Here is a 19,191-nt window from a genome sequence, read left to right as displayed (position 1 = left end):
TCGCCGTTGCCGCAAGGCCGGTGAACCGGGCATCACACACGCACGAGGTGGGGGCACAACAGCGCCATGGCACAGGGCACGGTCCAGGTGACGCACACCGGCACATCGCGGTGGCGGCGCCGCACAGGCGAATACGCCTCCCTCACCGCAGCCCTGGAGGCCGCGGCCGACGGCGATGTCCTCACCATCGCCCCGGGCACCTACCGGGAGAATCTGGTCCTGCACCGGGCGGTGACCCTGCGCGGGCCCGAGGGCTCCGTGGGCTCGGTACGGATCGCACCGGCCGACGGGGTGCCGCTGACCGTCCGCGCCTCCGCCGTCGTCTCGGACCTGCATGTGGAGGGCCAGGACTCGACGGCCCCCGCGCTGCTGGTCGAGGACGGCGCACCGGAGATCGCGGACCTGCGGATCGTCACCCGTTCCGCCGCCGGGATCGAGGTGCGCGGCACGGCACGGCCGACCGTGCGCCGCTGCACGGTCGACAATCCCGCCGGGGTCGGCATCGCCGTACTCGACGGCGCGGGCGGAGTGTTCGAGGAGTGCGAGGTCGTCTCCGCCGGGCAGTCCGGAGTCTCGGTGCGCGACGGCGCGCACCCGCGGCTGGAGCGCTGCCGGGTCCACCACGCGTCGGGCGCGGGCCTGAGCGTCACCGGCGAGGGCAGCGCCCTGGAGGGCGTCGGCTGCGAGGTGTACGAGATCAAGGGCAGCGGAATACAGGTGACCGCGCGTGCCGCCGCCCATCTCACCGACTGCACGGTGCACCGCACTTCGGCGGACGGCGTCACGCTCGACACCGACGCGGTTCTGACCCTCGCCGACTGCGACATCCACGACATCCCGGAGAACGCGGTGGACCTGCGTTCCCGTTCGGTGCTCACCCTGACCCGCTCCACGGTGCGCCGCTTCGGCCGCAACGGCCTCTCCGTCTGGGATCCCGGTACCCGGGTCGACGCCAACCAGTGCGAGATCCACGACAGTACGGGCGACTACCCGGCGGTCTGGGTGAGCGACGGGGCGACCGTGATACTGGACTCCTGCCGGGTCCATGACGTGCCGGACGCCATTTTCGTGCTGGACCGGGGCTCGCGCGCCGATGTCGTCGACAGCGATCTGTCCCAGGTCCGCAACACCGCGGTCTCGGTGAGCGACGGGGCGACCGCGCAGCTGGACGACTGCCGCATCCGTGAGGCCTCCACCGGCGCCTGGTTCCGCGACCACGGCAGCGGGGGCACGCTGAACAACTGCACCATCGACACGGCGCAGACCGGAGTGATCGTCACCAAGGGCGCCGACCCGACGATCGAGCGCTGCACGGTCACCTCGCCCGCCGAGGCAGGTTTCTACGTCTCCGCCGAGGGCCGCGGCACATTCCACGGCTGCCGGGTCACCGGCAGCGACGGCTACGGCTTCCATGTGATGGACGGTTGCCGTACGACGCTGACCCGCTGCCGGACCGAGCGATGCGCCCGCGGCGGATACGAGTTCGCCGAGCCCCCCGTCGCGCACGGGGACGGCCAGGGAACCGGCCCCGTCGTGGAGGACTGCACCAGCGACGAGAGCGCGCTGCGCTCCCCCTCCCCCGCTCCCCCGGCGTCCACCGTGCTGACGGCGACCCAGTCGGCCCCCGGACTGCTCGGCGGGGTCCCAGGACAGCACGCCGTCGAGCCCGCCCCTGCGGAGGTGCCCGCCACCGCGCCGGCGCGCGGCTCGGACGCGGTGCTCGGGGAGTTGGACGCGCTGGTGGGCCTGGACAGCGTCAAGCGGGAGGTGCGGGCCCTCACGGACATGATCGAGGTGGGCCGCCGGCGTCAGGAGGCCGGGCTGAAGGCCGCTTCGGTCCGCCGCCACCTCGTCTTCACCGGCTCCCCCGGCACCGGCAAGACCACCGTGGCCCGGCTGTACGGCGAGATCCTCGCCTCGCTCGGGGTGCTGGAGCGGGGCCACCTGGTCGAGGTGTCCCGGGTCGATCTGGTCGGCGAGCACATCGGCTCGACCGCCATCCGCACCCAGGAGGCCTTCGACCGGGCGCGCGGCGGGGTGCTCTTCGTCGACGAGGCGTACGCCCTGTCGCCCGAGGACTCCGGCCGGGACTTCGGCCGGGAGGCGATCGACACGCTGGTGAAGCTGATGGAGGACCACCGGGACGCGGTGGTCGTCATCGTCGCCGGCTACACCCACGAGATGGAGCGGTTCCTCACCGTGAACCCCGGTGTGGCGTCCCGTTTCTCACGGACCATCACCTTCAGCGACTACGAGCCCGCCGAGCTGCTGCACATCGTGGAGCAGCAGGCCGACGAGCACGAGTACAGCCTGGCCCCCGGGACCGGGGAGGCGCTGTCGAAGTACTTCACCGAGCTTCCCAAGGGTCCGGCGTTCGGCAACGGCCGTACCGCGCGCCAGACCTTCGAGTCGATGGTGGAGCGGCATGCGGGCCGGGTCGCCCAGCTCGCCGAGCCGAGCACGGACGACCTCACCCTGCTCTACCCGGAGGACTTGCCCGAACTGCCCTGAGCCCGCGGGGCCTTGGCGGTGTCCTCCCCGTCGGCCTGGCGGGGCAGGACCGGGTCCAGCCGTTCCAGGAGCGCGGCCCGTTCCTGGGCGAAGACCGGGTCCGCCTGGTAGTCCGAGTGGCCCAGGACGGCTTCGGGCAGCGGGTGTTCCCGGGTCCGGCCGTAGACCAGGGGGTCCTTCAGCGGCCCGCGGTCGACCTCGGGTCCGGGGGCCTCGTCGAGCCGGACCCGGCCGCCGATCGGGTCGGTGGCGCGCCACAGGTTGCGCCAGCAGTGCACGGAGCGGTGCATCGCGTGCAGCGGTCCGGGGCCGAAGTAGGCCGGGAACCAGCGTCCGTACAGTCGCTCGATCGGCGAGCCGTAGGTGAGCAGGGCGACCCTGCTGCGGGTCTCGGCGGGCAGCTGCCAGACCGCGGACGCGGCGAGGACGCTGCCCTGGGAGTGCCCGGAGATGACGAGCCTGCCCCGGGTGAGCGCGGTCCAGGCGGACATCCGGGACGCCAGGTCGGGGACGGCCCGTTCGGCGTAGCAGGGCGGTGCGAAGGGGTGGGCGGCGCGCGGCCAGAACGTGCCGACGTCCCAGAGGATGCCGATGGTGCGCCGGGCCGAGGCGTCGCGGTAGGCGCGCCGTCCCCAGGTCACGAAGAGTATGAAGCCGAGGCCGACCATCCAGGAGCCGGTGGACTGGGCGGCCTGGGCGACGGACTCGATGAACGGGCCGCTGCCCTTCATCGCGAGCCCGGGCACCTGGCCGCTCACCCAGGCCCCGCAGACCGCCGCCGCGCCGAGCAGCAGGGTGGCGCCGCAGACCGGCCCGAGGATCCAGGGAGCGGAGTCGGTGAGGGCGGCCGCGGCCTGGATCCGGGCGATCTGCCGGGTACGGGCCGGGTCCGGCCGTTCGTCCTCGTACGCCCGGTCGATCTCCGGCTCCAGGGCGCGGGCGGCGAGCCAGGTCCGTACGAGCAGCAGCAGGGCCGGGACGGCCAGCAGCACCAGGAGCACGGGGATGACCGACGCCTGCCAGCTGAGCAGCACCGGCGGGCCCTCGATGACGGAGCTGCGGCCCATGCCGGGGGTGCCGGGTCCGTCGAGCCAGTCGGCGACGCGCTGGGAGACCCCGCCGCTCATGACGCCGCCGAGGGCGCAGGCGAGCATCGCGACGACGGGCCCGCCGAGTCCGTACATGACGGTGCGGGGCTCGGGGGTGCGGCGGTACAGGCTCAGTGACACCACGGCGAGCACGACGACGAGTGTCCCCTGGCCGAGAGTGATGACACTGAAGGCGAGGTCTCCGGGGAGGGCGCCGGACGAGGCCCAGCCGGGGCGGGACCAGGCGGCGTACGCCGCGGCGAGGACCAGCAGGGCCAGGGCCGCGCCGGGCAGGTAGGTGATGAGGGCGCGGTCGAGCCGGTTGTCGAGGCGCCGTTCGCTGCGGCCCCGGCGGCAGACCACCCAGAGCACGACGAGCCCGCCGAGGACCAGGGCCGCCTCGATCAGCCGGCCGATGATGCCGGGTACGGGGCCGGTGACGGCGCGGTCGTGGCGGGCCGCGGCGCCCGCGACCGAGGCGGCGACGGTCAGGAAGCCGGCGGCGGTGTGGGCGGCGCGCAGCCGGGCGACGAGCCGGCGGCCGTACCAGAATCCGGGCCGGCCGAGGGCGGGGCGGACGACGGGCCCGGTGCCGGTGGTGGCCGGGGCGGGTGCGGGGTCGAGGTCCTCGTCCGGTTCGGTTCCGGTGAGCGGGCGCTGTGATTCGTATGCGCTCCAGGTCCGGTTGGACAGGAACCAGAGGAGCGCCACCAGGGCGGTGGGCACCAGTGCAGCGAGGGCCAGCCTGCGGCCCGGCTGGGACCACCAGCCGCCCTGCGCGGTCGACAGGAAGCCGAGCCAGGACCGCTGGTTCGAGCAGTCCGGCACACCCGCGCACTGCCAGGCCGCCAGGTCGAGCGCGACCTCGCAGGCCGCCGCCGTCAGCAGCACGGTGAGGCTGAGCGCGACCAGCCGGACGAGGACGCCGTACAGCCGCACCGTGCGGGTGCGGGAGCGGGCGGTGGGGCGCATCCAGTGGGCGAGGTTGACCACCATGAACGGGAGCAGCAGCAGCCACAGGGCGCGGGAGCCGTTGCCGGAGGTCAGGTTGGACCAGCAGTAGGCCTCGGGGATGGGGCGGTCGCGGTAGCGCTCCGGGTGCTGTTCGGCGTCCGTGTCCTCGGCCCGCCGGTAGATCGCGGCGGTCGCGTCGCCGGTGATCCGGACCGTACGCGGATCGTCGAGCATTTCCTGGGGGGTGGTGCCGCCCACGCCGTGGACCAGCAGTTCCAGCGCGGGCCCGGGACTCTGTGGGGCCTGGGTGGCAGGTGGCACGGGAGTGGCTCACTCTCTGGGTCGTGGGGGGCGTCGGTGCGCGGTCACCAGAATCGCGGAAGGGGGCCGGTGGCCGCACCGCTCTCACGGAATCTCCCCAGTGCGGCGCCCGGCGACACCGCGTGGCAGGATGACCCCGTTCGAAGAGACTGCTGCACGGCCAGAGGGAAGGACCGGACCCGGCGTTGAGCGACAATCAGAACCTGCTCGCGGAGCAGCGGCGCGCCCTGATCCTCGACGAGGTACGCAGGCGCGGCGGGGTCCGGGTCAATGAGCTGACCCGCAAGCTGAACGTCTCCGACATGACGGTGCGCCGGGACCTGGACGCGCTGTCCCGTCAGGGGGTCGTCGAGAAGGTGCACGGCGGGGCCGTGCCGGTGGTCGAGGCCAGTACCCACGAGCCCGGTTTCGAGGCCAAGTCGGCGCTGGAGCTGAGCGCCAAGGAGGACATCGCGCGGGCGGCGGCGGCCATGGCGGTGCCCGGCAGCGCGATCGCGCTCTCCGGCGGCACGACGACGTACGCGCTCGCCCAGCAGTTGCTGGACGTTCCGGATCTGACGGTGGTGACCAACTCGGTGCGGGTCGCCGATGTCTTCCACGCCGCGCAGCGTCCGGGCGGTGCGGGCGGGCCGCGGCCCGGTGCCGCCACGGTGGTGCTGACCGGCGGGGTGCGGACCCCTTCGGACTCGCTGGTGGGTCCGGTCGCCGATCAGGCGATCGCCTCCCTCCATTTCGATGTGCTGTTCCTCGGGGTGCACGGAATCTCGGTGGAGGCCGGGCTCTCGACGCCGAATCTGGCGGAGGCCGAGACCAACCGCCGTTTCGTCCAGTCGGCGCGGCGGGTGGTGGTCGTCGCGGACCACACCAAGTGGGGCACGGTGGGCCTGAGTTCGTTCGCCTCGCTGGATCAGGTGGACACCTTCGTGACGGACGCGGGGCTGTCGGCCGCCGCCCGTGAGGAGATCGAGGAGCATCTGCCGGGGCTGGTGGTGACCGGCGCGGTCGCGGAGGGCGACTTCTGAGCCCTCGGCCATAGCACGGATTCCGCTCGGCTCGCGACGGTCGGTGCCCGGGCCCTTAGGATCGTGCTGTGGCCGTCTTCCGGATCGAGCGCTTCACCTCCTTGCCCGCCGCCGAGTCCTGGCGCCGGGTGACGGACTGGGAACGGCACGCCGCTCAGGTACCGCTGACCACGATCACCGTCCCCATGGGGGTGCCGACCGGCGTCGGAACCGTTTTCGTGGCGCGCACGGGCGTGGGGCCGCTGGCGTTCGACGACCCGATGGAAGTGGTGCGGTGGACGCCGCCCGCGGCCGGGCGCGCGGGGCTCTGCCGGCTGGAGAAGCGCGGTTCGCTGGTGCGGGGCCGGGCGTCGATCGATGTGTATCCGACGGATTCCGGTTCGCATGTGGTGTGGGTGGAGGAACTGGGCGTGCGGCTGCTGCCGCGCTGGTGCGATCCGCTGATCGCCGGGGCGGGCCGCCGGGTCTTCGGCCGGGTGCTCGACAGCATGCTGGACCGCCCGGCGGGCCGCCGTCCGTGAGGTGACGCCGGGACCTCGCCCGTACATGCAGAGGTACGGCGACTCCACCGGCCACGACATCTGATGGTGCGTCAGCTATGGTGTGGCACGGCCCCGTCCGCCGCCGATCGCACGGGAGGTGCGTTCCATGCCACGCCGACTCCGTTCCGTGGAACTCGATTTCGTCGAATCCGCTCCGCTGCGACTGGTGTTCGCCGCCGAGGTGTCCGCGGCCCCAGAGGACGTCTACCGGGCGCTCGCCGACGATGTGCCGGGCTGGCCGGACTGGTTCACGGCGGTGACGTCGGCCCGGCCCACCGAGGACGGCGCGGGCCGCGAGGTCCGGCTCAGGGGCGGCTTCGTGATCCACGAGACGATCATGGCGGCGGAGCCCGGCAAGCGGTACGCCTACCGGGCCGACCGGACCAACGCCCCGGGGATGCGGGCCCTGCTGGAGGAGTGGCGGCTCACCCCGGCCGGGACCGGGACGCGGGTCCGGTGGACGTTCGCCGCCGACGGTTCCGCGCCCTTCCGGTTCGCCCTGCGACTGGCCCGGTCGGGAATGGGCCGGTCCTTCCGGGACGCGGTGCGCAAGCTCGACCGGCGGCTGACCGGATCCGCGGCCTGAGCCGTCGCGCGCCCCGCCCCGGCCCTGCGATCAGGGCCAGTTGCCGTCGGCCAGGAAGGAGTCGATGGTAGCCGTGTACGGGGCGATGTCCAGGCCCTGTGCGGCGAGCCAGCTGTCGGAGTAGTACTTGTCGAGGTAGCGGTCGCCCGGGTCGCAGATCAGGGTGACGATGCTGCCCGTGCTGCCCTGCTCGACCATTTCCGCGACCAGTTTGAACGCGCTCCACAGCCCGGTGCCGGTGGAACCGCCGGCCTTGCGGCCGATGGCGTGCTCCAGGGCGCGCACGGCAGCGACGCTGGCCGCGTCCGGCACCTTCATCATCCGGTCGATGGCCCCGGGTACGAAGCTCGGCTCCATCCGGGGCCTGCCGATGCCCTCGATCCGGGAGCCGCAGTCGCTGGTGGCCAGGGGGTTGTGCTGGGTCCAGCCGTCGAAGAAGCAGGAGTTCTCCGGGTCGGGCACGCAGATCCGGGTGTCGAACTGCATGTAGTGCACATAGCGGGCGATGGTCGCCGAGGTGCCGCCGGTGCCCGCCGTGGCGACGATCCAGGTCGGCTCCGGATAGCGCTCCAGCTTCAGCTGCTGGTAGATCGACTCGGCGATGTTGTTGTTGCCGCGCCAGTCGGTGGCCCGCTCGGCGTAGGTGAACTGGTCCATGTAGTGGCCGCCGGTCTCCGCGGCGAGCGTGGCGGACTCCTCGTACATCTTCCGCGAGTCGTCGACGAAATGACATCGGCCGCCGTGGAATTCGATCAGCCGGCACTTCTCGGGGCTGGTGGTGCGCGGCATCACGGCGATGAACGGCACACCGATCAGCTTGGCGAAGTACGCCTCCGAGACGGCCGTCGATCCGCTGGACGCCTCGATCACCGGCTTGCCCGGCCGGATCCAGCCGTTGCAGAGCCCGTAGAGGAAGAGCGAACGGGCCAGCCGGTGCTTGAGACTGCCGGTGGGGTGCGTCGACTCGTCCTTGAGGTAGAGGTCGATGCCCCATGCCTCGGGGAGCGGGAAGCGCAGCAGATGGGTGTCGGCCGAGCGGTTGGCGTCGGCCTGGACCTTGCGTACCGCCTCCTTCAGCCAGGCCCGGTACCCGGCGTCGGAGCGGTCGATGTCGATCGTCGCCGCGGCCCGGCCGTCGCCGCCGTGCTTTTCGTTGCCCATCAGCGCGTTCCTCCTCGTGTCACCGTCACTCCATCGACAACGTTATTCCCCCCACCTGCACAAACGTTCACTTTGATGCTCCATAGCCCTGCCTTGGCGTCGACGGGCCCGCATCTTCGAAACCGGACCGTGACGCGGCCTGGCGCGGCGGTCCCGGTTTGTGCAGACTTCCCATCAGAAGTGTCACGAAGGGGGCGAAGCAGCCATGCCGGAAACGGAGTTCAGTGCGACGGGGGTACGGATCGAGCGGTGGGCCCGCTCGCTCACGAGGGCCGGGCAGGTGATCGTCAAGGACGGCAGACTGGCCCTGCTGACGAGCAACGGGCGGGAGATCGACAGCGCCCCGGTGGTGTCGGTCAGCGCGGGCAGGCCCTGGTTCGCCGGAGCCGGGGCGGCCGTGGCCCGCCTGAACGGGACGCGGTACCGGCTGACGATGGGGCAGCGCAACCACGGTCCGGACCGGGGCGGCCCGACCCACCGATTCCTCGAAACGCTGCGCAGCGCGGGCGGACGCATGACCTGACACCGACGGCCGTACCGGCCCATCGCGAGTTGCGGAGCTGTGACCCCTGGGCGACATTGGACACGTCACTCATGGTTCACCGGCGGTGACACTGAGATCCACACCGTCGGAGACCGGATCAGCGGCCGGTCGGCCGCGCGATCCGTTCCTTCGTCTTCTTCCGGACCTATTTCGGGGAGTCGCAGCCGTGATCAGCGAGCCAAGCAGGCACTGCACGGTGGAGCTCCAGGCCCTGCCGTCGCGGATCGGTCAGGTCCGCAGAATCATCTCGGCGCAGTTGCGCTACTGGCATCTCGATCCTCTGATCGACCAGGCCGCGCTCGGCGTCACCGAACTGCTGACCAACGTCCACCGGCATGCCCAGCCGGACAAGTCATGCACCGTCGAGATCGAGTTGCTGCTCGAACGCCTGACGGTGTCCGTCCACGACCACGACCCACGGCTGCCGACCGTGCGTGAGCCCAGCGCGTCCAGCACGTCGGGGCGCGGGCTCGCACTGATCGCCGCGGTCAGCGAGAGCTGGGGGGTCCGTCCGGCGGGCGGGGCGGGGAAGGTCGTCTGGTTCACCCTTCCGGCGCCCCCGCGATGCTTCGTGCTGCCACCGCATCCGGTGTACGGGGCCACCACCGACGGGCCGTTCGAGCTGGACTCAGTCACGTACCTGGAGAGCGGTACGCCCTCCGCCGCACGGTCGGCGGTGGTCGGCTGATCTGCCGGGCCTCGTACGGACCGTGACACGACGGGGAGGGGCGAGCCGCCGGACGGCGGCTCGCCCCTCCCCGTCGTGCGCTACTGGGCGGCGATCGCGCGGAGCACGTCGAGCCGTGCGGCCCGGCGGGCCGGGCGCAGGCCCGCCAGCGCTCCGGCGGCGATCCCCACGAGGGCGACCGCCAGGAGCCGCAGCGGCGGCAGGTCGAAGGCGACGGCGGTGTCGCCCGCGGACGCCTCGACCAGCACCCAGCCGAGGAAGCCGCCGAGCAGCAGTCCGCCCGCCGTGCCGAACGCGGCCACCAGGACGGACTCCCAGCGGACCATCGAGCGCAGCTGGCTCCTGGTCTGTCCCACGGCGCGCAGCAGGCCCAGCTCCCTGGTGCGTTCGTGCAGGGCCAGGGTGAGCGTGTTGGCGATGCCCAGCAGGGCGATGAGTACGGCGAGTGCCAGCAGGGCGTAGACCAGGGTGAGCATCATGTCGATGGCGCCGGCCGAGGACTCCGCGTACTCGCCGCGGGTCTGTACGTCCGGGTTGCCGTAGGCCGCCGCGGTCTTCGCGACCGCCGCCCGCCCGTCGGCGGTGGACACCCCCGGTGCGAAGGAGACGGCGATCAGCGAGTCGGAGTCCTGTGCGCGGTGCGGGGCCCAGGCCCGGCGGGTGATGACGTAGTCCCCCGCCAGTTCCGGCCGGTCGTAGACGGCGCGGACGGTGAAGTCCTGCCGTGCGCCGTCGGTGAAGGTGAGCCGGACCGGGGATCCGGGGCGCAGACCGCGCTCGGCGGCCTCGGCGGCGGAGACGGCGATCCCGTTCGTACCGAACCCGGTCAGCGAGCCGTCGACCCGGCCGAGGTCGAAGACCCTGCCGAGCGCGGCCGGGTCGGTGACGGTCAGGGCGCGTCCCGCGCCGTCGACCTCCGCGACCCCCTTGCCCAGGCCGACCGCGGTGGCGACCTGTGGCAGCCGGCCGACGGCCGGGGCGAGGCGGGGGCTCAGTCCGCTGCCGCCCGCGCCGAAGGCGGGCGCGCTGATGGCGACATCGCCCGCGAAGGACCGGTCGACGGTCCGGTTCATGGTCGCCTTCAGCGAGGCACCGAAGACGGTGAAGAGCGAGACCACTGCGACGCCGATCATCAGCGCGGTCGCGGTGGACGCGGTCCGCCGGGGGCTGCGCAGGGCGTTGCGCCGGGCCAGCCCGCCGGTGACGCCGCGCAGCCGGCCGAGCGGGGCGCCGAGGGTCCGTACCGCGTACGTGGCGGCGACCGGGCCGAGGATCACGAACGCGGCGAGTGCCGCCACCGCGCCGGCGGCCGACAGCCAGACCGAAGGGGCCAGGGTGCCGCCCAGGGCGGCGCCGACGGAGGCCACCAGCAGCACCAGCCCGGTGACGGCCCGGGGCCGGGACGCCCCGGAGTCGTCGACGGCGCTCTCGCGCAGGACGGCGAGCGGCGCGGTGCGTCCGGCCCGGACGGCGGGCAGCAGGGCGGAGCCGAGGCAGACCAGGACACCCACGGCGAGCGGCAGCAGCAGAGAGACGGCGCCGATCACCAGCGAACCGTCCGGGAACGGGAATCCCACGGCGGGGAAGAGGGCTTGCAGTCCGGCGGCGATGCCGATGCCGCCGGCCAGACCCGCGGCGGAAGCGATCACCGCGACCGCGGTCGCCTCGACGAGGGTCGCGACGACGACCTGACGGCGTGCGGCGCCGAGGGCGCGCAGCAGCGCGTTCTCCCGGGTGCGCTGGGCTACGACGATGGCGAAGGTGTTGTGGATGGAGAAGGTGGCGACGAGCAGCACGATCCCGGAGAACACCAGCAGCAGTGTGGTGAACAGGCCGAGGAAGGCGCCGGAGATCATGTCCCGGTTCTCGGCGGCCGCCGCCTGCCCGGTGACGGCCTCGACGCCCTTGGGCAGCACGGGCCGCAGCGCGTCGACGAGTTCCCGCTGGCCGGTGCCGGGTCCGGCCCGGACCTGGATGGCCGATGCCTCGCCGGGCTTCGGCGTCAGGTACTTCTCGGCGTCGGCCTGCGTCATGGCCGTGTAGGTGACCTGCCCCATGCCGTCCTGGCCGCCGAAGGTGGCCAGCCCGACGATCCTGACGTGTACGGGGTCGGGGGTGCGCAGCACGGTCGTGTCGCCGATCCTGAGCCCGCCCCGGTCGGCGGCGCCCCGGTTGATGACGACCTCGCCGGGGGCGGCGGGTGCACGTCCGGCGGCGAGCCGGTACGGGTTGAGTTCCGGGTCGTCGATCCAGTTGCCCGCGAGGGTGGGCGGGCCCTGGCCGCCGATGGGTTTGCCGTCGGCGCCGATGAGCTGGCCGGCGCCCTGGATGTCGGGCGCGGCCGCGGCGACGCCGGGGGTCCGTTCGATCCGCTTCACCAGCGCGGTGCTCACCGGCTGCCGGGTGCCACGGGTCTCACCGGCGACGGTGATCACGTCGGCGCCGCGCACGACGGCGTCGGTACCGGCGTTGGCGTTGGTGAACATGGTGTCGAAGCTCGCGCGCAGGGTGTCGCCCATGACGAGCGTCCCGGTGAGGAACGCGACGCCGAGCAGGACGGCGACGAACGTACCGGCGAAGCGGCGCTTGTGGGCGCGGAGCGAGGAGATGCTCAGGCGTACGGAGGCACGGGTGCCGTTCATGCCGTCACCGCCTGCGCGAGGGGTGGGGGGCGAAGGACTTGAAGCGGTCCAGCACGCGCTCCGCCGTGGGGTCGGGCATCCGGTCGACGAGCCGGCCGTCGGCGAGGAAGACCACCTCGTCGGCGTGGGCGGCGGCGACCGGGTCGTGGGTGACCATGACGACCGTACGGGCGGTCTGCCGGACGGTGCGGCCGAGCAGCCGGAGTACTTCCTGGCCGGAGCGGGAGTCGAGGTTGCCGGTCGGTTCGTCGGCGAAGACGACGTCGGGGCTGCCGGCGAAGGCCCGTGCCACCGCCACCCGCTGCTGCTGTCCACCGGACAGTTCGCCGGGCCGGTGGTGCAGCCGGTCCCGGAGCCCGACGGTATCGACGAGGGTATCGAGCCACTCGCGGTCGGGCCGCTCCCCCGCGAGGTCCAGGGGGAGGGTGATGTTCTCGGCGACGGTGAGCGTCGGCAGCAGGTTGAAGGACTGGAAGACGAAGCCGATCCGGCTCCGGCGCAGCAGGGTGAGCCTGCGGTCGTCGAGCGCGCTGATGTCGGTGTCGCCGATGAAGGCGGAGCCCGAGGTGAGCGTGTCGAGCCCGGCGGCGCAGTGCATCAGGGTGGACTTGCCGGATCCGGAGGGCCCCATGATCGCGGTGAAGCGCCCGGCCGGGAAGTCGACGCTCACCCCGTCCAATGCCCTGACCCTGGTGTCGCCCGCGCCGTAGAGCTTCACTGCGTCGACGACCCGGGCGGCGGGGGCGGGGGTGGCGGCGGGGGCGGGTTCGGAGATGGGGACGGTGGTGGTCATGCCAGGCCTCCCTTGCTGCCGCGGCCGAACTGTTCGTCCAGGACGGAGAGCCGGCGCCAGTACTCGTCCTCGTCGATCTCGCCGGCCGCGAAGCGCCGGCCGAGCAGGGGGATCGGTGACGGCTCGGCGGGTTTTCCCCGGTGGTACGGGCCTGCCAGGGTCCTCGTCGGCCGCGCCGGACGGTACAGCGCAGCAGAGTGACACCGCCGATGACGACGGCCGCCCAGAAGAGCGGGAAGAGGATGATCCAGGGCCCGGGGCCACCGCTGTACGCCAGGGTGTTCATCTCGGTCGGCTCCCTCGGTTCAGGGGTTGGAGTTCAGGTTTTCCTGACGCTTTCGAGCCTCGCCGAGAGAGGCTTCCGCGTCGTCGTACGGCCAGCGGCCGTGCGCGTACCCCCTCGGGAGTACGTGGCGCCGCCGCGGCTGCTCCCGTCGACGACCGGGACCGGGACCGCCGGAGTCTGTTCCTACTGGAAGGTGCAGTCGGACCGTGAGCGCCGCCGACCGTCCGATCGAGGCGGCCGAGGCGGCGTTCGACGGGCACCGGAGACCGGCGAAGGAACCCGAAAATTGGCGGACACCCCGCAGGCAGCAATCCTCGGCCCTCCCGCTCGGCCGGACATCACCGTGCGGCGCTGGACGACGGGGGCGGGTACGTTCCTGGCGTTCGACGGGCCGTCATGGTCCGGCCACGCGGCGGGCCGGCGGCTGCCCGCGCGGCCGGCCGTGCTCGCCGAGGCCGGTTTCGGCGGACAGTTGCTGCTGGGCGGCGACACGACCGTGCCCGGCACCCCGGGCGTGCCGTTCCTGTCGCGCCGACTGCACCCCTGCCTCGAACAGGCCCTGGGAAAAAGGGCGTTGGATGCGGTCCCGGTGGACAACCCGGCACGGGCGTTCGCCCGGCGGGCACCTTCGGACGCGGCCGGAGGCCGGGACCCGTACGGCCTCCGCGAGGATCCGCCCGGCGGACCCACTCGGACCCGGCCTGGATGATCCATTCCAAGGAGTCAGTGATCGTAGGCGATCAGTGAGCGCAGGACGGTTTGTCCGGTGGCGTCGTTGTGCCAGATCGCGGCGGTCAGCGCGAGGATGCGTTGCATGACGCGGGCTATGACACCTCTGGGTGTGCACCCTCGGTGCCGTTCGAGGTCAAGCTGTCCCTTGAAGGTCTCGTTGATCGATTCGATGCCTGTCGCAGCGGCTTGAACAGGGCTGCGCCAGGCCGTTCCCGTTCACCTCCACGGGCAGGCCGCAGCAACTGCACTCCACGCCCGGACAGTTCGCGTTCGAAACCACGGCCGAAGCAGTTCTTGTCGCCGATGAGAGTCTGTCGGGGCGCTCTCGCAGAAGCTCGCACTCGGCTGCCAGGAGGTCAAGGAGGGTCTCGCGTGCGTCGGCCTTGGCCCCGGTCAGGGCGAAGGCGATGGGCAGTCCCTGAAGGGTGTGCAGACCAGGTGCAGGCGCGGGCCCAGAAGAAGCGGCTGTGGCTGGAAGAGGTGGCGCAGGTGGGCACGGGGATGGCGGAGCCATCTGGCCTCGGAGGTGTAGCCGAGTATGGCCTGCATCGTGGCGGGGGTGACCAGTCCGGCATCGCTCAGGCGGGGCGTAATGCCGGCCGGCGGGCGCCACGGCGCCAGGTCTGGATGTTCCTTCAGCATGTCGTCGGTCGTCGCATAGAGTGCTGTCCCGAGGGTGTCCACGTCGTTCGTCACAAAACGATTTTGGACACCCTCGTTCTTGTCTCCGCAGGCCTCCCTTGGACCACACCACCAGGAGGAACCAGTGTCATACCCGCAACAGCTCACCCCCGAGGAGAAGCTCGCCGACGCGAAGAAGCTGTTGAGCCTCCCGCGTATCGTCGTGATCTGCGGCTCCACCCGCTTCATGACCGAGATGAACGAGGCCGATCTGCGGGAGACCAAAGCCGGAAAGATCGTCGTCAAACCGGGCTGTGACATGAAGTCACCGCATGAACTCTGGTCCGATCCTGTCGAGGCCGAGGCGCTGAAGGTTCGACTCGACGATCTGCACCGGGCGAAGATCCGCCTCGCTGATGAGGTGCTCGTGGTCGGCGACCACATCGGAGACAGCACCCGAGCCGAAATCGCCTACGCCCGGTCGCTGGGCAAGCCCGTGCGGTTCACGCACCCCGAAGTCGACCCTGCCGCCTGACCGCCCGCTGCCACCTCGACCAGGACCGGCAGCCCGCCGCCCGACCGTCTCGCGGTGGCTTCGGCCGCCGCCCACCCCGCACCCTCCGCAGGCATCCCTTGGAATTGATCACCTGGGGCTGAGACCCGTACCGCCCGGCTCCATCAGGCCAGCGCGGCCAGCGGGTCGTCCAGCACCGGCTGCCAGGCCAGTTCCGCCGCGCCGACCAGGCTGTTGTGGTCGAGCGTGCACGGGAGGATCGGGACGCTGCCGCTCCGCCCCCACAGGCTGCGGTCGGCGACCACCGCACGCAGCCGCTCCGGGTCCGCGTCGAGCAGGGCGCGGTGCAGTCCGCCGAGGATGATGCGGTCCGGGTTGAGGATGTTGACCAGGCCGGCGAGCCCGAGCCCGAGCCGGTCGATCAGCTCCTCGGCCGCGCCCCGTACCGCCGCGTCCCCGTACTCCGTGCGCAGCAGGTCGCCGGCCTGCTTGAGCAGCGATTCCTCCGGGCCGGGTTCGCGTCGGGCGGCGACGAGGAAGGCCAGCGGGTCGGTCTCGACATCCAGGCAGCCGCGGCCGCCGCAGTGGCAGGGGCGCCCCTCGGGGTTCACCGTGAGATGACCCACCTCCAGCGCCAGCCCCGAACTCCCGGTGTGCAGGCGGCCGTCGAGGACCAGGGCGCCGCCCACTCCCCGGTGTCCGGTGGCCACGCAGAGCAGATGCTGGGCGCCCCGGCCGGCGCCGTGCCGGTGTTCGGCGAGCGCGGCGAGGTTGACGTCGTTCCCGGTGAACGCGGGTCCAGGGATGCCCGCTCCGCGTACGCAGTCGGCGAAGATCTCACTCACCGGCGCACCGGCCGGCCAGGCGATGTGCAGCGGGTTGAGCGCGTTGCCCTCCGGTTCGGCGACCGCCGAGGGCACCGCGAGGCCCGCTCCGACGCAGCGCAGCCCGCTGTCCCGCAGCAACCGCGCGCAGTCGTCGACCACTTCACCGATGACCTGCGCCGGGTCCGCCGTGACGGTGACACAGCCGGGAGCGGTGGCCACCAGCCGCCCGCCGAGCCCGACGAGCGCGGCCCGGAACCCGTCGGCGTGCACCTGGGCGGCGATGGCGACGGGGCCCGACTCCCGGACGGACAGCCGGTGCGAGGGGCGGCCCTGTGATCCGGCGGCGGAGCCGGGCCGGGAGTCGACCCGGATCAGGCCGAGCGCCTCCAGCTCCGCGGCGACCGCACCGGCCGTCGCCCGGGTGACTCCGAGCTCGGAGGTGAGGACGGCGCGGGTGGGCGCACGTCCGGTGTGGACCAGTTCCAGCGCGGGTCCGAGCGCGCTGCGGCCTCTCTCCAACTTTGTCCGGGTGGTGGACACCTTGCCGTTCATGGGGGCGAGTCTCCCACGGTCCGAGGGTACGGCCGACGCCCCGGTGGCGCGGCTGCGCCCCGGGGGCACGGCCGGGGGCCCGCCCGGCCCGCGCTCCCTCGACGCCCGGCCCGCGCTCCCCGCGATGCCCGGCACCCGCCCGGCGCCGCGGGCCACACCCGGCGGACGTACGGCGGGACTTGGCGGAAACGCACCGGAAACCGCCCGTCCGGGCCGAGCCGGAGCCGGAGAGAAAGCTTCGCCGAAGCGGCGGACGACCGTCTTGCGTCGGTTGTCCCGGCACCCCTATGCTGAGTTTGTGCCGCAACTAAACAAACTGCGGACGGCCCTACCGGGGGGACCGGGCGGAGACACCGCCGCACCTCCGTCGGCCCGCCTCCGTACCGCCCTGACCGTGTTCTTCGCCCTCGACGGCTTCCTCTTCGCCGGCTGGGTGGTCCGCATCCCGGCCATCAAGCACCAGACCGGTGCCTCCGCCGCCACCCTGGGCCTGGCCCTGCTCGGAGTGTCCGCCGGGGCCGTGGTGACCATGATGCTCACCGGCCGGCTGTGCCGACGCTTCGGCAGCCATCCGGTGACCGTGGTCTGCGGCGTTCTGCTCTCCCTCTCCATCGCCCTGCCCGCGCAGACCCGTTCGGCGCTCGCGCTCGGCCTGGTTCTGCTGGTCTTCGGCGCCGCGTACGGCGGGATGAACGTGGCGATGAACAGCGCCGCGGTCGATCTGGTCGCCGCGCTCAGGCGCCCCGTGATGCCGGGCTTCCATGCCGCCTTCAGCCTCGGCGGCATGATCGGCGCCGGGCTCGGCGGACTGGTCGCGGGCGGCCTCTCCCCCGCCACTCATCTCCTGATCCTCACCGGGGTCGGGCTCCTGGTCACGGCGGCGGCGGGGCCGGCGCTGCTGCGTCACCCGGCGCCCCGGCCCCCGGTCGAGGCCGGTGCCGGTGCCGCCGAGGCGCCGCGACGGCTGAGCGGAAGGGCCCGCCGGCTGGTGCTCCTGTTCGGCCTGATCGCGCTCTGCACCGCCTACGGCGAAGGCGCGCTGGCCGACTGGGGCGCACTCCACCTGGAGCAGGACCTGCACGCCCACCCCGGCGTCGCGGCGGCCGGCTACTCCTTGTTCGCGCTGGCCATGACGGCGGGCCGGCTCAGCGGTACGGCGCTGCTCGAACGGCTCGGCCAGACCCGCACCCTCGTCGTGGGCGGTGCGACGGCCGCGGTCGGGATGCTGCTCGGCTCGCTCGCCCCCACCACCTGGCCGGCCCTCATCGGCTTCGCCGTCACCGGTCTCGGCCTGGCCAACATCTTCCCGGTCGCGGTCGGCCGGGCCGGTGAGCTGGCCGGGCCCGGCGGAGTGGCGGCCGCGTCGACGCTCGGCTACGGCGGGATGCTGCTCGGGCCGCCCGCGATCGGCTTCCTGACCGACTGGTTCTCGCTCCCGGTGGCCCTCACCACGGTGGCACTGCTGGCCACCGCGGCCGCCGCGCTGGGGTACGGAGCACGCAACGCGACCCATCCGCCGGTGGCCTGAATCACCGGGCCCGGACGCTCGTCCCGCTGGCACAATCGGAGCCATGGAGATCACGGGCCACATCAAGTCCCTGGCCGCCGAGGGCCAGTTGCTGGCGGCCGCCGCGCATGAGGCGGGGACGGACGCCCCGGTGCCGACGTGTCCGGAGTGGCGGGTGCGCGATCTGCTGCGGCACACCGGGATGGTGCACCGCTGGGCGACCGCGTTCGTCGTCGAGGGCCGCACCTCGTACCACCCCGGCGGCGGGGAGCCGGATCTGGACGGGCCGGCGCTGATCGGCTGGTTCCGCGAGGGCCACGGCCTCCTGGTGGACGCCCTGAACAGCGCACCGGCCGGGCTGGCGTGCTGGAGCTTCCTGCCCGCGCCGTCACCCCTGGCCTTCTGGGCCCGGCGTCAGGCGCACGAGACCACGATCCACCGGGTGGACGCGGAGTCGGCCCGGGGCGGGCGGCCGTCACCGGTCCCGGCCGCTCACGCGGTGGACGGGATCGACGAGCTGCTGTGCGGGTTCCACGCCCGGCCGGAGAGCCGGGTGCGCACCTCGGCGCCGCGCTCCCTCCGGGTGCGCGCCACGGACGTGGACGCCTGCTGGACCGTACACCTCTCGCCGGAGCCGCCACGGGCCGCAAGGGCGGACGGGGCACCCGAAGAGGGGCTCGTGGACTGCGAGTTGACCACATCGGCCGAGGACCTCTACCTGACGCTCTGGAACCGGCTGCCGCTCGCCGCGATCACGGTGACGGGCGACGCGGAGCCCGCCAGGATCTGGCGCGAGAACTCCGGAGTCACCTGGTCCTGACCGCCGGGGCCGGAGGCCACCGGAGCGTGCCGGCGACCCGCGCCGCGCTCACTCCGCCGCGCCGTCGAGCATCCGGGCGAGCACCGACCTCTGCAGCGGCTTCACCTCGGCATGGCGTGCCCGGCCCTTCGCCGTCAGCTCCACCTGGACGCCCCGCCGGTCCTCGCTGCACATTCCCCGGCGCACCAGGTCGTCCTTCTCCAGCCGCGCCACCAGACGGGACAGCGCGCTCTGGCTGAGGTGGACCCTGGAGGCCAGCTCCTGTACGCGATAGGCGCAGCCGCCGTCCTCGGACGTGCCCTCCGCCAGCACATCGAGCACCTCGAAGTCGCTGGCGCCGAGGCCGTGCCGGTGCAGCTCGCGGTCGAGCTCACAGAGCGTCCTGGCGTGCAGCGCGAGGATGTCCCGCCACTCGTCGACGAGCACCCGCTCGGACTTGTTCGCTGCCATGACCGCACGTTAGCAGAGATGACACCGATT

Annotated in this window: 16 protein-coding genes and 2 pseudogenes; 10 read left to right on the top strand and 8 right to left on the bottom strand. The window is 72.7% G+C overall.

Annotated elements, in window-relative coordinates; all coding sequences use genetic code 11:
* The first annotated feature begins 66 nt into the window (after positions 1-66).
* Positions 67-2,511, top strand: a complete 2,445-nt coding sequence (locus tag EES42_RS18735; protein WP_124719329.1) for a right-handed parallel beta-helix repeat-containing protein — start codon at positions 67-69, stop codon at positions 2,509-2,511.
* Here the strand turns inward: EES42_RS18735 and EES42_RS18730 are convergent.
* A complete protein-coding gene (locus tag EES42_RS18730) occupies positions 2,481-4,874 on the bottom strand; it encodes a hypothetical protein (RefSeq protein ID WP_124719328.1) in 2,394 nt (797 codons plus the stop codon). The two genes, EES42_RS18735 and EES42_RS18730, sit on opposite strands and share 31 nt — an antisense overlap.
* Before the next feature lie 185 nt (positions 4,875-5,059).
* Between EES42_RS18730 and EES42_RS18725 the strand changes: the two genes are divergently transcribed.
* The 3 genes from EES42_RS18725 (at position 5,060) to EES42_RS18715 (ending at position 7,024) form a co-directional block, all read left to right on the top strand.
* Positions 5,060-5,896: a DeoR/GlpR family DNA-binding transcription regulator gene (locus tag EES42_RS18725; RefSeq protein WP_124719327.1), complete on the top strand. Its 837-nt coding sequence runs from the start codon at positions 5,060-5,062 to the stop codon at positions 5,894-5,896.
* A gap of 68 nt (positions 5,897-5,964) precedes the next feature.
* Entirely contained in the window at positions 5,965-6,417 is a 453-nt protein-coding gene (locus EES42_RS18720) for an SRPBCC family protein (protein WP_124719326.1), read from the top strand.
* A 127-nt stretch (positions 6,418-6,544) separates the two neighbouring features.
* The gene (locus EES42_RS18715) at positions 6,545-7,024 is read left to right on the top strand and encodes an SRPBCC family protein (RefSeq protein WP_124719325.1); all 480 of its coding nucleotides are present in this window, start codon (positions 6,545-6,547) and stop codon (positions 7,022-7,024) included.
* Between the two features lie 30 nt (positions 7,025-7,054).
* On the opposite strand, the gene EES42_RS18710 is transcribed toward EES42_RS18715, so the two are convergent.
* Positions 7,055-8,185, bottom strand: a complete 1,131-nt coding sequence (locus EES42_RS18710; RefSeq protein WP_124719324.1) for an L-cysteine desulfhydrase Cds1 — start codon at positions 8,183-8,185, stop codon at positions 7,055-7,057.
* Positions 8,186-8,390: 205 nt separating this feature from the next.
* Here EES42_RS18710 and EES42_RS18705 point away from each other — a divergent pair, with 205 nt between their 5' ends.
* Both EES42_RS18705 and EES42_RS18700 read left to right on the top strand, forming a co-directional pair.
* The gene (locus EES42_RS18705; protein ID WP_124719323.1) at positions 8,391-8,708 is read left to right on the top strand and encodes a hypothetical protein; all 318 of its coding nucleotides are present in this window, start codon (positions 8,391-8,393) and stop codon (positions 8,706-8,708) included.
* A 187-nt stretch (positions 8,709-8,895) separates the two neighbouring features.
* The gene (locus EES42_RS18700; protein WP_241196447.1) at positions 8,896-9,417 is read left to right on the top strand and encodes an ATP-binding protein; all 522 of its coding nucleotides are present in this window, start codon (positions 8,896-8,898) and stop codon (positions 9,415-9,417) included.
* An 80-nt stretch (positions 9,418-9,497) separates the two neighbouring features.
* On the opposite strand, the gene EES42_RS18695 is transcribed toward EES42_RS18700, so the two are convergent.
* The 3 genes and pseudogenes from EES42_RS18695 to EES42_RS46195 all read right to left on the bottom strand — a co-directional run bounded on the left by EES42_RS18695 (position 9,498) and on the right by EES42_RS46195 (position 13,138).
* Positions 9,498-12,059, bottom strand: coding sequence for an ABC transporter permease (locus EES42_RS18695; RefSeq protein ID WP_124719322.1), 2,562 nt, complete (start codon positions 12,057-12,059; stop codon positions 9,498-9,500).
* Between the two features lie 4 nt (positions 12,060-12,063).
* Positions 12,064-12,852, bottom strand: coding sequence for an ABC transporter ATP-binding protein (locus tag EES42_RS18690; RefSeq protein WP_124719321.1), 789 nt, complete (start codon positions 12,850-12,852; stop codon positions 12,064-12,066).
* Positions 12,849-13,138 (bottom strand): annotated as a pseudogene (locus EES42_RS46195) (SHOCT domain-containing protein). The gene EES42_RS18690 and the pseudogene EES42_RS46195 overlap by 4 nt, the downstream one beginning before the upstream one ends.
* 286 nt (positions 13,139-13,424) lie before the next feature.
* On the opposite strand from EES42_RS46195, the gene EES42_RS18680 reads away from it, so the two are divergent.
* Positions 13,425-13,847, top strand: coding sequence for a hypothetical protein (locus EES42_RS18680; protein WP_124719320.1), 423 nt, complete (start codon positions 13,425-13,427; stop codon positions 13,845-13,847).
* Positions 13,848-13,861: 14 nt separating this feature from the next.
* On the opposite strand, the pseudogene EES42_RS18675 reads toward EES42_RS18680, so the two are convergent.
* Positions 13,862-14,566, bottom strand: a pseudogene (locus EES42_RS18675) (transposase).
* Between the two features lie 70 nt (positions 14,567-14,636).
* On the opposite strand from EES42_RS18675, the gene EES42_RS18670 reads away from it, so the two are divergent.
* Entirely contained in the window at positions 14,637-15,026 is a 390-nt protein-coding gene (locus EES42_RS18670) for a TIR domain-containing protein (protein WP_164495263.1), read from the top strand.
* A gap of 143 nt (positions 15,027-15,169) precedes the next feature.
* On the opposite strand, the gene EES42_RS18665 is transcribed toward EES42_RS18670, so the two are convergent.
* Complete coding sequence (locus EES42_RS18665; RefSeq protein WP_124719319.1) at positions 15,170-16,384, bottom strand: ROK family protein; 1,215 nt, start codon at positions 16,382-16,384, stop codon at positions 15,170-15,172.
* Positions 16,385-16,682: 298 nt separating this feature from the next.
* Between EES42_RS18665 and EES42_RS18660 the strand changes: the two genes are divergently transcribed.
* Together EES42_RS18660 and EES42_RS18655 are read left to right on the top strand one after the other, a co-directional pair.
* Entirely contained in the window at positions 16,683-17,912 is a 1,230-nt protein-coding gene (locus EES42_RS18660; RefSeq protein ID WP_124719318.1) for an MFS transporter, read from the top strand.
* Positions 17,913-17,955: 43 nt separating this feature from the next.
* Positions 17,956-18,711: a maleylpyruvate isomerase family mycothiol-dependent enzyme gene (locus EES42_RS18655; protein WP_124719317.1), complete on the top strand. Its 756-nt coding sequence runs from the start codon at positions 17,956-17,958 to the stop codon at positions 18,709-18,711.
* A 48-nt stretch (positions 18,712-18,759) separates the two neighbouring features.
* Here EES42_RS18655 and EES42_RS18650 read toward each other — a convergent pair whose 3' ends face one another.
* Positions 18,760-19,161, bottom strand: coding sequence for a MarR family winged helix-turn-helix transcriptional regulator (locus EES42_RS18650; protein ID WP_124719316.1), 402 nt, complete (start codon positions 19,159-19,161; stop codon positions 18,760-18,762).
* Between the last annotated feature and the right edge of the window lie 30 nt (positions 19,162-19,191).

Source organism: Streptomyces sp. ADI95-17, assembly GCF_003846175.1.
In the GTDB taxonomy this organism is placed as follows: domain Bacteria; phylum Actinomycetota; class Actinomycetes; order Streptomycetales; family Streptomycetaceae; genus Streptomyces; species Streptomyces sanglieri.
Note: the sequence above shows the minus strand (reverse complement) of the source record. Positions and strands in the feature narration are given on the sequence as shown.